Origin of the sequence: Acidovorax sp. 22279 (genome assembly GCF_052045435.1) — a bacterium.
In the GTDB taxonomy this organism is placed as follows: domain Bacteria; phylum Pseudomonadota; class Gammaproteobacteria; order Burkholderiales; family Burkholderiaceae_C; genus Acidovorax; species Acidovorax delafieldii.
This window is the reverse complement of the sequence record NZ_JBQEOV010000017.1, coordinates 23,752-36,774: the sequence shown is the minus strand read 5'-3', so window position 1 is coordinate 36,774 and position 13,023 is coordinate 23,752. Positions and strand designations below refer to the sequence as shown.

11 protein-coding genes are annotated in these 13,023 nt (G+C 65.5%); 3 read left to right on the top strand and 8 right to left on the bottom strand.

The window, feature by feature from the left end; translation table 11 throughout:
- Positions 1-36: 36 nt before the first annotated feature.
- Positions 37-3,090 (bottom strand): EAL domain-containing protein, encoded by a 3,054-nt coding sequence (locus ACTJKQ_RS19990; RefSeq protein ID WP_440597863.1) that lies wholly within the window; start codon positions 3,088-3,090, stop codon positions 37-39.
- Positions 3,091-3,312: 222 nt separating this feature from the next.
- Here ACTJKQ_RS19990 and ACTJKQ_RS19985 point away from each other — a divergent pair, with 222 nt between their 5' ends.
- Entirely contained in the window at positions 3,313-3,867 is a 555-nt protein-coding gene (locus tag ACTJKQ_RS19985; protein WP_043565825.1) for an adenine phosphoribosyltransferase, read from the top strand.
- A gap of 60 nt (positions 3,868-3,927) precedes the next feature.
- Here ACTJKQ_RS19985 and ACTJKQ_RS19980 read toward each other — a convergent pair whose 3' ends face one another.
- The 7 genes from ACTJKQ_RS19980 to rpmH form a co-directional block, all read right to left on the bottom strand.
- On the bottom strand, positions 3,928-4,887 hold the full coding sequence (locus ACTJKQ_RS19980) for a hypothetical protein (protein WP_440597862.1): 960 nt from the start codon (positions 4,885-4,887) through the stop codon (positions 3,928-3,930).
- 111 nt (positions 4,888-4,998) lie between these two features.
- The gene (locus ACTJKQ_RS19975) at positions 4,999-5,490 is read right to left on the bottom strand and encodes a Crp/Fnr family transcriptional regulator (RefSeq protein WP_043565827.1); all 492 of its coding nucleotides are present in this window, start codon (positions 5,488-5,490) and stop codon (positions 4,999-5,001) included.
- 81 nt (positions 5,491-5,571) lie between these two features.
- Positions 5,572-6,993, bottom strand: coding sequence for a tRNA uridine-5-carboxymethylaminomethyl(34) synthesis GTPase MnmE (mnmE, locus tag ACTJKQ_RS19970; RefSeq protein WP_440597861.1), 1,422 nt, complete (start codon positions 6,991-6,993; stop codon positions 5,572-5,574).
- 89 nt (positions 6,994-7,082) lie between these two features.
- The gene (gene yidC / locus ACTJKQ_RS19965; protein WP_440597860.1) at positions 7,083-8,795 is read right to left on the bottom strand and encodes a membrane protein insertase YidC; all 1,713 of its coding nucleotides are present in this window, start codon (positions 8,793-8,795) and stop codon (positions 7,083-7,085) included.
- Positions 8,792-9,085: a membrane protein insertion efficiency factor YidD gene (gene yidD, locus ACTJKQ_RS19960; RefSeq protein WP_440597859.1), complete on the bottom strand. Its 294-nt coding sequence runs from the start codon at positions 9,083-9,085 to the stop codon at positions 8,792-8,794. The genes yidC and yidD overlap by 4 nt, the downstream gene beginning before the upstream one ends.
- Positions 9,082-9,585 (bottom strand): ribonuclease P protein component, encoded by a 504-nt coding sequence (locus ACTJKQ_RS19955; RefSeq protein ID WP_146870493.1) that lies wholly within the window; start codon positions 9,583-9,585, stop codon positions 9,082-9,084. The genes yidD and ACTJKQ_RS19955 overlap by 4 nt, the downstream gene beginning before the upstream one ends.
- A gap of 73 nt (positions 9,586-9,658) precedes the next feature.
- Positions 9,659-9,793, bottom strand: coding sequence for a 50S ribosomal protein L34 (gene rpmH / locus ACTJKQ_RS19950; RefSeq protein ID WP_005798102.1), 135 nt, complete (start codon positions 9,791-9,793; stop codon positions 9,659-9,661).
- 387 nt (positions 9,794-10,180) lie between these two features.
- Between rpmH and dnaA the strand changes: the two genes are divergently transcribed.
- Together dnaA and dnaN are read left to right on the top strand one after the other, a co-directional pair.
- Positions 10,181-11,605, top strand: coding sequence for a chromosomal replication initiator protein DnaA (gene dnaA, locus ACTJKQ_RS19945; protein WP_082522279.1), 1,425 nt, complete (start codon positions 10,181-10,183; stop codon positions 11,603-11,605).
- 156 nt (positions 11,606-11,761) lie between these two features.
- Positions 11,762-12,880 (top strand): DNA polymerase III subunit beta, encoded by a 1,119-nt coding sequence (dnaN, locus tag ACTJKQ_RS19940; RefSeq protein ID WP_056056813.1) that lies wholly within the window; start codon positions 11,762-11,764, stop codon positions 12,878-12,880.
- The last annotated feature ends 143 nt before the right edge of the window (positions 12,881-13,023 follow it).

Sequence of the window (13,023 nt, the reverse complement as noted above, 5' to 3'; positions counted from 1 at the left end):
GCAATATGCGCTGACAGCTACATAATTAATAGCAAACTACAGCAGCTCTTCAGGCCCAGGCCGCCCGAACAGGTAGCCCTGGAACTGGCGGCAGCCGTTGCGCAGCAGGAAGCTGCGCTGCCCTTCGGTTTCCACGCCCTCGGCCACCACGTCCAGGCCCAGGCTGCGGGCCAGCGTGATGATGGTGCAGGCGATGGTGGCGTCGTTGGGGTCGGTGAGCACGTCGCGCACAAAGCTCTGGTCGATCTTGAGCTGGTCCAGCGGCAGGCGTTTGAGGTAGCTGAGCGATGAGTACCCGGTGCCAAAGTCGTCGAGCGAAAAGCCCACCCCCAGCGTGCGCAGCGCCTGCATCTTGAGGATGCTGTCCTCCACGTCGTGCAGCAGCAGGCTTTCGGTGAGTTCGAGCTTGAGCAGGCGCGGGTTGGCGGCCGCATCGCGCAGCGCTGCCAGCACCTGCTCCACAAAATCGGGCTGGCGGAATTCCTGGGCACTCACGTTCACGGCCAGCGTCCACGCGGCTTTCGCCGGGGCGGTGGCCCACTGGGCCAGCTGGCGGCAGGCCAGGGCCAGCACCTGGCGCCCCAGGGGCAGGATGAGCCCCGTCTGCTCGGCCAGCGGGATGAAATCGGCGGGCGAGACCATGCCGCGCTGCGGGTGTTGCCAGCGCACCAGCGCCTCGGCCCCCAGCAGGTGGCCGGTGGCGTCCACCACCGGCTGGTAGTGCAGCAGGAACTCGTTGCGCGCCAGGCCCTGGCGGATGTCGCCCTCCAGCGCCGAACGCGCCGACGCGGCAGCCTGCATGGCGGGGTCGAAAAAGCACAGGGTGTTGCGCCCCTGCGCCTTGGCCTGGTACATGGCCAGGTCGGCGCGCTTGAGCAGCTCTTGCACGGGCTGCTGCGCGTCCTGGAACAGCGCAATGCCGATGCTGGGGGTGCTGTGCATGTCGCAGCCATCCACGACATAGGGCTGGTTCAGCGCCAGCAGCACCTTCTGGGCCACGGCCTCGGCCTCGGCCGCGGCTTCGACCTCATGGCCGTGCAGGCCCTGCACCACGACCACAAACTCATCGCCACCCAACCGCGCCACGGTGTCGGTGGCCCGCACGCTGGCCCCGATGCGCGCGGCCACCTGCACCAGCAGGCGGTCGCCCCACTCGTGGCCCATGGTGTCGTTGATGCCCTTGAAGTTGTCCAGGTCGAGGAACAGCAGGGCGCCATGGCGGCCGTCGCGCTGGGTGGTGACCACCGCGCGCTCCAGCCGGTCCATCAGCAGCCGGCGGTTGGGCAGGCCGGTGAGTTCGTCGTAGAACGCCAGGCGCTGGATCTCGGCCTCGGCCAGCTTGCGCTCGGTGATGTCGCGGGCCACGCCCCGGTAGCCGGTAAAGCGGCCCTCTTCGTCAAAGATGGGCTCGCCACTGATCGACACCCACACGGGCTTGCCGTCCTGGGACAGGCGCTGCATCTCAAAGTCGTGAAAGACCTGGTGCGCCTCCAGCTGCTCGCGGTGCTCGCGCCATTGCCCTTCGTTGACGAAGGTGTCGGGCAACTCCCAGCGGGTCAGGCCGTAGTGCATCTCATCGGGCACGCCCTCCGTGTGGTACGGGTTGCCGTCCAGCCGCACAAAACGAAACTGGTCGTCCTGCTCCCAGTACCAGTCGGACGACAGGTCCGTCAGGCTGCGCCAGCGCGCCTCGCTCTGGCGCAGGGCCTCCAGCGTGCTCAGGTAGTCGGTGACATCGGTGAACGTGCGCACGCGCCCGCCGGGCTCCAGGGCACGGGTGCGCACCTCGATGTAGCGGCCCTGCCGGGTGCGCCGCACGTAGCTCTGCGGCATGTTCATGCGGCCGCCATGCGCTGCGTATTCCGACGCCACATAGTTGCGGGCCATGGGCTCGATGAGCTGGAACTCGGGGCCGAAGTCGCCCCGCTCGGTCTGAAAGCGCACCACCTCTTCCACCAGCGGCTGCGTGGCCAGCAGGGACTCGGGCAGGTCCAGCAGCTCCAGGTAGCGCTGGTTGTAGACGCGGATGCGCCCCTCGGCGTCGACGTTGGTGATGCCCTGCGAGATGTTGTCCAGGGTGCCTTCGAGGGCCCGGGTCTTCTCGGCCAGCAGGGCGCTGGTGCGGGCCAGTTCGGCCTCCACATGGCTGCGGGCCAGCTCGGCGCGGCGGGCGGTCTCCAGCTGGCCAATGGTGTTCAGCAAGGGCTGCAGAAACTGCACATCGGCGTTGGTGTAACCACCGCTGCGGTTGGCCAGCCCCACCATGGCCACCAGCTCTCCCGCCGCATGGATGGGCAGGCCCAGGTAGGTGCGCAGCGTGGGGTGGCCTGACGGCGTGCCCGCGCTGCGGGCATCGTGGTTGGCATCGTTGCTGAGGACCGGCTCGCCCGTCACCAGCGCAGCGCCCACCAGCGAGTGCAGGTTGTCGAACACCATGCCATCCTCGGCATGCTGGGCGTAGCGCTGGCGCGAGGCCTCGTCCCAGCTGATGTCGGTCATCGCGTGCACGCGCAGATAGGGGTGTCCATCGTCAGCACGCTGCACCTGGCCCACGAGGCCGAACGCGCTCTGGGTCAGCGTCATCAACTCGCCCAGCAGCGCCTCGAACGCCGCCCGGGGGCCCGAGCTGGCAATGAACATGCCCTGGGCCCGCGAGATGGCCTGCAGCAGCCGGTGCTGGCGCGCCAGCATGGCCTCGGCCGCGCGACGGGCACGGGCGCTGGAGGTGCGCTCCAGCACGGCTTCGATCTGCGCGGGCAGGGTGAGCAGGTAGTCCAGCGCCGGGTCCTGCACGGTGAAGTCGTCAAAGCCGTGGCGCATGGCCTGCGCCGCGTGGGTCTCCGCCCCCATGCGCACGATGATGATGGCCGGAACGCCGTCGAGCAGCTGCAGCAGGTCAAAGGCCGATCCGTCCATGGTGCGCTGGGCCGCCAGCACGATGTCGGGCCGGTGGCGCAGCAGGTGGTCGCGCGCCTCGGTGATGGACTCCACCACGTCCACGCGCCAGCCCGACCAGGGGTCGGCCAGCGCCCCCGCCACAGCCTGTGCGTGGGGGTGATCACTCTCGATCAGCAGGACGGAGATGGGCATGGGCCGATCGTCGTGGGGGTTAGGGCACCGCCCGCAGTAGGCGGCGCGAGTTTGTAACGCCAGTGAAACACATTATGGCGTCTGGTGCAGGCGCGCGCGGGGACCGCCGGGCTGTTTACACTCTCGCACTTTCCGTGCCTCGCGCCACTGGCCAGCCCCTGGCGCACACCCAGGCATTGGCCCTGCCCGGGCCTCCCCCGCGTCATCACTCCCCACCCGCCCATGCAGCCCCTCAGCGTCAACCAGTACCTTCGCCAGCACATCCGCACCGTCCCCGACTGGCCCGCGCCCGGCGTGCAGTTCCGCGACATCACGCCACTGCTGCAGGACCCGAAAGTGTTCCGTGTGCTGATCGATGCCTTCGTGCACCGCTACATGGACAAGGCGCTGCGCCCCGACGTGGTGGCGGGCCTGGATGCGCGGGGCTTCATCCTGGGCGCCGTGGTGGCCTACGAACTGAACGTGGGCTTCGTGCCCATCCGCAAGAAAGGCAAGTTGCCCTTCACCACGGTGGAGGAAACCTACGAACTCGAATACGGCAGCGCCACCGTGGAGCTGCACACCGACGCCGTGAAGGCCGGCGACCGCGTGCTGCTGATCGACGACCTGATCGCCACCGGCGGCACCATGATGGCCGGCAAGAAGCTGCTGGAGAAACTGGGGGCCACCGTCACCGAAGGCGCCGCCATTGTCGATTTGCCCGAGCTGGGCGGATCGCAGCGCCTGCGCGATGCCGGCCTGCCGCTGTACACCCTGGTGGACTTTGCAGGGCACTGACCCGAGGAGGGTGGCATGGGTGCACAGCCCCCTGTGGGCGTGCACCACATGACCCCTGGATCAGTTGAGTTCGCCGTACTGCGTGCTGCTGAGGTCGGGAGCGGGACCGTCGGCACCGGGCATTTCGGTGTCCTCAAACCCAGTGGGCTGGGACGGTGGCAGCAGCGGACCGGAGCGCACCGGCACGCCTGGCTTGGCGGCCGCAGCCGTGGCCGCCGATGACCCTGCCGCATTGGCCAGCGCGCGCTTGAACGCGGCCACCTCGTCGGCCTCGATGGGTTCGAAGCGGGCAGAAGAGGCAGGCCGCGTGGCAGCCAGCGGTGCGGGTGCAGACACGAGGGGCGCGGGGGCCGACACCGCACCGAGCGGGCGGCGCGCAGCCAGCGGGGCCGCAGCGGGCGCCAAAGGAGCAGGGGAAACAGGTGCCGCGGCGGGGCGTGCGCCCGCCAGCGGTGCGGGCGACGGGGCCAGGGGTGCCGGGGCAGTGGCCGCTGCTGCTGGCGGACGGCGCACCGCCGTAGAAGCCGCCTGCAACGGCAGCGCAGCGCCCTGGGGCGCCACGCCCTTTTGTGGAATGCCCACCGCCACATGGTCGTTGATGCGCCAGTACACGGCCGTCACCAGGATGTCGTAACGGGTTTTGGCGGTCTGGGCGATGAGCGCCTCGATCTCGCTCAGGCGCACCGTCTCGCCGCCGTATTCCCGGGCCAGGTCCATCATCACCAGGAACTGGCGGCCGCGCTGGTCGAGCGACAACACCTTGAACTTGTAGCTGGCCGACAGCACGCCAGCGCGCACCATGGCGTCGCGCACCACGGTATAGAGCAGCTCACGGCGCTCCATGCGCTCGTTCTTGCGGTTGGCTGCGTGCTCTGGGGGCTGGGGCTCCACGAGGGGCTTGCCCTGGCGCCCAGGTTGCAGGGGCACGGTGGCGTCGGCGTTGAACAGGCCGGAGGGCTCGGCCGCTGCGCGGGGCTTGGCGGGAGCGGGTTTGCGGCTGAACCAACTGAACAGGGACATGGCTTGCTTTCTTCGGATGGTGCCTGGACAAAATCCAAATCGAGTGTAACGCGCCATCCCCCCGCAGAAGGCGGAAGAAGCCCGAGGGAAACCCCCGACAGGCCCCGCCTGTCAGGTGGCCGCAACGCGGCGGCGGCGGTTGCCCAGGCGCTTGGCCAGCACAGCCCCTGCCGCCATGGCCAGACCCAGGGCAATGGCGGGCTGGCGGTTGGTCAGCTCGGTGAAGCGAATGGCCGTGAGGCTCCACAGTTTGCACGGCGCGCTGGCCTGCACGGTGGCGCTGCGTGCACGGTGCGAGAAGAAAGCGCCTTCACCCACCACAGAGCCAGCGCCCACAATCGCCAGACGTAGGCGTTCTTTTTCGTCCTGGTAGTGCACGCTCAGGCTGCCGCTTTCGACCAGGTACAAGGTGCGGTCCGTAGCACCCTGGCTGAAAAGCACTTGGCCCGCCGGCAACACCACCGGGAGCAGGTAGGACGACAGCACCTCCCACTGGGCGGCCGTCAGCGGGTTGGTCATGCTGTCCTCCGCCGTGGTCTGGGCAATGGCATCGATCAGACCTTTGAGGTCCACCTTGGAGGCAACGGGCATGGGAACATTCATGGTCCGCCGAAAGTAACCCTGTTACAGATCGGACACAAGCGCTGTTTACGTCCGTTTACAAGATAGGGCGACCAACGGTCGCTATTTACCGATGCAGAAGCTGGAGAAGATCACGCCGAGCAGGTCATCGGAGGTGAACTCGCCAGTGATGGCGCTCAGGGCGTTCTGCGCCAGCCGCAGCTCCTCGGCCAGCAGGTCCAGCGCCGGGCCCTGGGCCTGCAGTTGGTCAGCAGCTTCCTGCAAGTGCAACGACACGGCCTGCAGCGCCTGCACATGCCGCGCCCGGGCAATGTAGATGCCCTCGGGCGCCGACTGCCAGCCCGCCACGTCCAGCAGCAGCCGTCGCAAGCCGTCCAGCCCCTGACCGGTGCGGGCCGACAGATGCACCGCAGGGCGCCCGGGGTTGGCCGTAGGGGCAACACCGGCCGCGCAGTCCAGCTTGTTCCAGACATCGATCACGGGGATGTTTTTTGGCAATTTATGCCCCAAGGCGCTTTCGATATCTGCGTCGGCAGCTACATATTCAGGAGCACTTTGCCGCGACAGGTCGTGCAGGAACAGCACGGCGTCTGCCCCGGCAATCTCGTCCCAGGCGCGGGCGATGCCGATGCGCTCGACCTCATCGCTGCTGTCCCGCAGGCCGGCGGTGTCGATGATGTGCAGCGGCACCCCTTCGATCTGGATGGTCTGCTGCACCTTGTCGCGCGTGGTGCCGGCAATGGGCGTGACGATGGCCAGCTCGGCCCCTGCCAGCGCATTGAGCAGCGAGCTTTTGCCAGCATTGGGCTGCCCGGCGATGACCACCTTGATGCCCTCGCGCAGCAAAGCGCCCTGGCGCGCGCGCTGCATCACCGAGGCCAACGTTTGCTGCAAGTTCGATAGCTGACCATGCGCATCGGCCTTGCGCAAGAAGTCGATTTCTTCTTCAGGAAAGTCCAGCGTGGCCTCCACCAGCATGCGCAGGTGGATGAGCGCGTCGCGCAGGCTGTGGATTTCTGCAGAAAACGCGCCGGTCAGCGAGCGGCTGGCGCTGCGGGCTGCGGCCTCGGTGCTGGCGTCGATCAGGTCGGCAATCGCCTCGGCCTGGGCCAGGTCGATCTTGTCATTCAGGAAAGCCCGTTCGGTGAACTCCCCGGGTTGGGCCACGCGCAGACCCAGCAGACAGGGGTGGCCGGTGCCCGGATGGGTGGCAGCCCCCGCCTCCAGACAGCGCGCGAGCAGCAGCTGCAGCACCACCGGGCCCCCATGCGCCTGCAGCTCCAGCACGTCTTCGCCGGTATAGCTGTGCGGGCCGGGGAAGTACAGCGCGAGCCCCTGGTCGATGGCCTGGCCCTGTGCATCCCGAAAGGGCAGGTACGTCGCCTCGCGGGGCTTGAGGGTGCGCCCGCACAGCGCCTGCACCAGGGCCTCCAGCCCTTTGCCCGACACCCGCACGATGCCGACGGCCCCGCGCCCGGGGGCAGTGGCGATGGCAACGATGGGGTCGTGGTGGCGGGCAAGCATGGGCAGGGACTTTACAAGGTGACAGAAAAAAGGCCGCTTGCGCGGCCTTCGGGGGTCAGTTCGTGGATGTCAGCGTTGCCGCTGCCGCATCACTTGAACTTGGGCAGATTGAACTGCGGTGGCACGCCCATGCGGGTGTTGATGATCCACTGCTGCGCAATCGACAGGATGTTGTTCGTCAGCCAGTACAGCACCAGGCCGGCCGGGAAGAAGAAGAACATCACGCTGAAGATCAGCGGCATGAACCACATCATCTTGGCCTGCATCGGGTCTGGTGGCGCGGGGTTCAGGGCGGTCTGCAGCAGCGAGCTGGCCGTCATCAGCAAGGGCAGGATGAAGAATGGGTCAGGCGCGGAGAGGTCGTGGATCCAGCCGATCCAGGGCGCATTGCGCATCTCGACGCTGGACAGCAGCACCCAGTAGAGCGCAATGAACACAGGGATCTGGATCATGATGGGGAAGCAGCCGCCCATCGGGTTGACCTTTTCCTCGCGGTAGATGCGCATCATCTCCTGCTGCATCTGCTGCGGCTTGTCCTTCAGGCGCTCGCGCATCTCCATGATCTTGGGATTGATGGCCTTCATCTTGGCCATGCTGGCGTAAGCCTTGGCATTGAGCCAGTAGAACGCGATCTTGAGCAGCAGCACCAGCGCAACGATGGACCAGCCCCAGTTGTTCAGGAGCTTGTGCAGGTTGTCGAGCAGCCAGTACAGCGGCTTGGACAGGATGGTCAGCCAGCCGTAGTCCTTGACCAGTTCCAGGCCGGGGTACAGCTTTTCCATCATGGTCTCGACCTGCGGGCCGGCGAACAGGCGCGCGTCGATGGTCTTGGTGGCGCCCGGCTCGATGGTGCCGAGGGAGGTCAGCATGCCCACGGAGTACAGGTTGGTGTCCACCTTGCGGGTGAAGGGCTCGCGCTGCACGCCGTCGGCCAGCAGCCATGCGGTGGCGAAATAGTGCTGCACCATGGCGACGTAGCCATTGGCCGAGTCCTTGGGAATGTCGACCTTGCCGCTTTCGATGTCCTTGAACTCGATCTTCTGGTACTTCTTGGCTTCGGTGAAAACCGCCGGACCGGTGAAGGTGGAGTAGAACGACGACTCGCCTGGCGGCTTGTTGCCGTCACGCACCAGTTGCAGATACAGCTGGGGCGATACAGCGGCGCTGCCGGTGTTGACGATGTCGTGCTTGACGGCAATGTCATAAGCACCGCGTTTGATGGTCCAGGTCTTGACCAGCTTCACGCCGCCCTGGTCGGGCGACTCGAAGCGGATGCTCATGGAGTCTTCACCGTCCTTGAGTTCGCGCGGGCCGGGAATGGCCGTCATCACCGTCTTGTGCGTGGGGAAAGTGCCGCCCACCAGGCCGGTCTGCGCCACGTAGACACGCTGCGCGCTTTCATCCAGCAACAGGAAGTTGCGGGCCTTGTCGGTCATGTCGGCGTGCTTGAGCAGCTCGGCCTGCGTGAGCGAGCCGCCTTCGCTGTCGAACACCAGGCGATACAGGTCGGTCTTGACCTCAGTGCGTTCGCGTTTGGCAGGCGCAGCCGCTGCGGCAGGCTGCCCGGGCACGGCTGCCGCGCCTTGCGCGGCCGTTGTGGCTGCGGGCACGCTGGTGGCTGGCACGCTGGCAGCCCCGGTCGCGCCGGAGGCCGCGCCTGCGGCAGCAGCAGGGGCTGTCACTGCGGGCGTGGTCGGGAAAAAAGTGGCCTTGTTGCCATTGTGCAGCTGCCACTTGTCCCACAGCAGAACCATGGAAAAGCCAAAAATCACCCACAGGATGGTGCGGCGAATGTCGTTCATGAAGACTTCTTTGGTGAGGATGGGGGAGTGGTGGGAGGGGTGAGCCTGGAGAAAAGCCGCAGGCTGCGCGGCAGATCTTGCGGGACCGGATCATGGCCCCCGTCACACCAGGGGTGGCAGCGTACCAGCCTGCGCACCGTCAGATAACTGCCTGCCGCAGCGCCGTGCTGCTCCAGCGCCTGCAGCGAATAGACCGAGCAGGTCGGTTCAAAGCGGCAGGCCGAACCCAGCCAGGGGCTGAGAAACAGCCGATAGCCTTTGACCACGCCGATCAGCAGGCGCTGCATCATGGGGCAGTCACCGGCTCTGCCACCGGCGGCACAGGCGCAGCAACCGCTGCGCCCGAATGCCGGGTGGCATATCCAAACAGCTGCAGCAGCTCCGCGCGTACCGCCTGCTTGAGCTGGTCGGACGTGGCGCTCACGAACTGCTTGCGATCAAACGCCGAGCGCAGGCGCACCACATGGGCGGCCTGCGGCAAACGCGCCTCAAACGTGGCGCCCACGGTGTAGATCTGCCGTTTGATGGTGTTGCGCGTCACGGCGCGGCGCGCCCAGCGCTTGGGCACCATGGCACCCATCCAGACGCCCTGAACGACAAACAGGGCCTGCGGCCCTTGCGTGTGCGGCAAGGAGCCGGGCCCTGTAGGTGCAACAGCGGCGGCTTGGCTGGCAACTGCGGTGCTGTTGGCGTCCAGTGCCAAACGGTGCAACGCAAAATGCGCCGTGCGGGAGACAGTGCCCCCCGCCATGGCAGCCTGGAACTGCGGCCGGGTTTTTAGCCTGTGCATGCAAGCGCCCCGTTTGGAACCTGGCGGTACAAACCGGGAACAGGCGGGGAGCAGGCCGTAGACCGTATCGGCCTTAGACGGCCAGGCGCTTGCGGCCCTTGGCGCGGCGTGCGTTGATAACGGCACGGCCGCCGCGGGTCTTCATGCGGACGAGGAAACCGTGGGTGCGCGCGCGGCGCGTCTTGGAGGGCTGGTAAGTACGTTTCATGGTGCTATTCCTTGAGGTTCAGTTCCGGACTGCTGCTCTTGAACCCCCTGCAATCTGCACACCCACACAATGTATGAAACATCACCTGGAGGCAGACCCACGGGGCAGAAATAACGGCGCGCCGGGTCAAATCACCCTGAACACATTCAGGGAAACCCAAAATTATCGCAGGCTTGTGGCCGACTGGCAATGCCTTTCGATGGGCAAGCCTTTACCAGCGGGTCGCAGGGGATGCAGCGCCCGACCCTTTCAGGCCACTTCTTCCCCGCATGGCAACCCCGGATTCCCCCGGATGACAGCCGCCTTCAAATTGTGGATAACTCCTTGACAAGCTACAATCCACCGCCTTACCCCGTTCCTCCTATCCACAATAAGAATTCCCCAGAAATGACCGAGGAACCCACCCGCAGCCCTATCAATTCGCCCGGCTCAGATGCCGGTCAGGGCCTGTGGCAAGCCTGCGTTGAGCAACTGGCACAAGACCTGCCAGAACAACAATTCAACACCTGGATCAAGCCCCTGATTGCCCAAGTGGCCGAAGACTTCTCCAAAGTCACGCTGCTCGTGGGCAACCGCTTCAAGCTCGACTGGATTCGCGCCCAGTACGCCGGCCGCATTGCCGCGCTGCTCGAAGGCCTGTATGGCCAACCGGTCACACTGGAGTTAGCACTCGCTCAGCGTGAATCCGTTGCCAGGACTTATGTACGGCCTACATCGCAGGAGCCCTCCAGCCCCGCAGCGCCAGCCGAAACCCCCTCCAGCAGCAACGATGAGGCCTCAGCGGGCGCGTTCCGCAACCGCCTCAACGCCGCCCTCACGTTCGAGACCCTGGTGGAAGGCACGGCCAACCGCATGGCGCGCTCGGCGGCGATGCACGTGGCCGGCATGCCGGGCCATCTGTACAACCCGCTGTTCATCTACGGCGGTGTCGGCCTGGGCAAGACCCACCTGGTGCACGCTGTGGGCAACCGCCTGCTGCAGGACAAGCCCGACGCCAAAGTTCTCTACATCCATGCCGAGCAGTTCGTATCGGATGTGGTTAAGGCCTACCAGCGCCGCACCTTCGACGAGTTCAAGGAGCGCTATCACTCGCTCGACCTGCTGCTGATCGACGATGTGCAGTTCTTCGCCAACAAGGACCGCACGCAGGAAGAATTCTTCAACGCGTTCGAGGCCCTGCTGGCCAAGAAGTCGCACATCGTGATGACGTCGGACACCTACCCCAAGGGCCTGGCCAACATCCACGAGCGGCTGGTGTCGCGCTTCGACTCGGGCCTGACGGTGGCCATCGAGCCGCCCGAACTCGAAATGCGCGTGGCCATTCTGATCAACAAGGCGCGCGTCGAAGGCACCGAGATGCCGGAAGAAGTCGCCTTCTTCGTGGCCAAGAACGTGCGCTCCAACGTGCGCGAGCTCGAAGGCGCGCTGCGCAAGATCCTGGCGTACTCGCGTTTCAACCAGAAAGAGATTTCGATCCAGCTCGCCCGCGAGGCGCTGCGTGATCTGCTGTCCATCCAGAACCGGCAGATTTCTGTGGAAAACATCCAGAAGACGGTGGCCGACTACTACAAGATCAAGGTCGCCGACATGTACAGCAAGAAGCGCCCGGCCAGTATTGCCCGCCCGCGCCAGATTGCGATGTACCTGGCCAAGGAGCTGACGCAAAAGAGCCTTCCCGAGATCGGAGAATTGTTTGGCGGGCGCGACCACACCACGGTTTTGCATGCTGTGCGCAAGATTGCGGGCGAACGCCAGCAGCTGACCGAGTTGAACCAGCAGCTGCACGTGCTGGAGCAGACGCTCAAAGGGTAGCGCCAAGGGTAGATAACTAGCGGGAAACGCCCGTCGGGCAGCCCCACGAAGAAGCGACCCCGTTAAGGGGCAAAATGGCGGGTTATAGATAGCAGGGGGAGGCATGACCTGTGCCGCTGTCCACGCACCGTCCCAAAACCACAAGAGGTTGATGACATGATCGTCCTGAAGGCAACACAAGACAAGGTTCTCGCGGTTCTGCAGTCCGTGGCTGGCATCGTGGAGCGCCGCCACACGCTGCCCATCCTGGCCAATGTGCTGATCCGCAAGACGGGCAATGCCCTGCAGCTGACGACCAGCGACCTCGAAATCCAGATCCGCACCACGGCCGAACTGGGTGGCGACACCGGCGACTTCACCACCACCGTGGGGGCGCGCAAGCTCATCGACATCCTGCGCACCATGCCGGGCGACCAGACGGTCAGCCTCGAATCGGCCCAGTCCAAGCTCATCCTCAAGGGCGGCAAGAGCCGCTTCACGCTGCAAAGCCTGCCGGCCGAAGACTTCCCGCTGGTGCAGGAATCCGCCGCCTTTGGCCCCGTGTTCGCCGTGCCCCAAAAGACGCTGAAGGACCTGCTCGGCCAGGTGTCGTTCGCCATGGCGGTGCAGGACATCCGCTACTACCTCAACGGCATTCTGTTCGTGGCCGAGGGCAAGACCCTGAGCCTGGTCGCCACCGACGGCCACCGCCTGGCCTTTGCCAGCGCTACGCTGGACGTCGAAGTGCCCAAGCAGGAAGTCATCCTGCCGCGCAAGACCGTGATCGAGCTGCAGCGCCTGTTGTCTGATGCGGGTGGCGAGAACCAGCCGCACATCGAGATGCAGTTCGCCAACAACCAAGCCAAGTTCACCTTTGGCGGCATGGAGTTCGTGACCAAGCTGGTCGAGGGCAAGTTCCCCGACTACAACCGCGTGATCCCCAAGAACCACAAGAACAGCATCACCCTGGGTCGCGCCCCGCTGCTGGCCAGCCTGCAGCGCACGGCCATCATGACCAGCGACAAGTTCAAGGGCGTGCGCCTGAACCTGGAACCCGGCACCCTGCGCGTGGCGTCCAACAACGCCGAGCAGGAAGAGGCCGTGGACGAGCTCGACATCGACTACGGTGGCGACACCATCGAGATCGGCTTCAACGTGACCTACCTCATCGACGCCCTGGCCAACATGGGCCAGGACATGGTGAAGGTGGAGCTTTCGGATGGCAACAGCTCTGCGCTGCTGACCATCCCCGACAACGACAGCTTCAAGTACGTCGTGATGCCCATGCGCATCTGAGGCTGCGTGACACCCGCCGTGCACCACAGTCGCAGCGCCACACCGCGAACGCTACTTTATTGATAGCTGCAAGCGCATATTCAATATGCGCTTGCGCCCAATTAGACCATTGAACATATTGGAAACCCCGGTTTCCACGGATC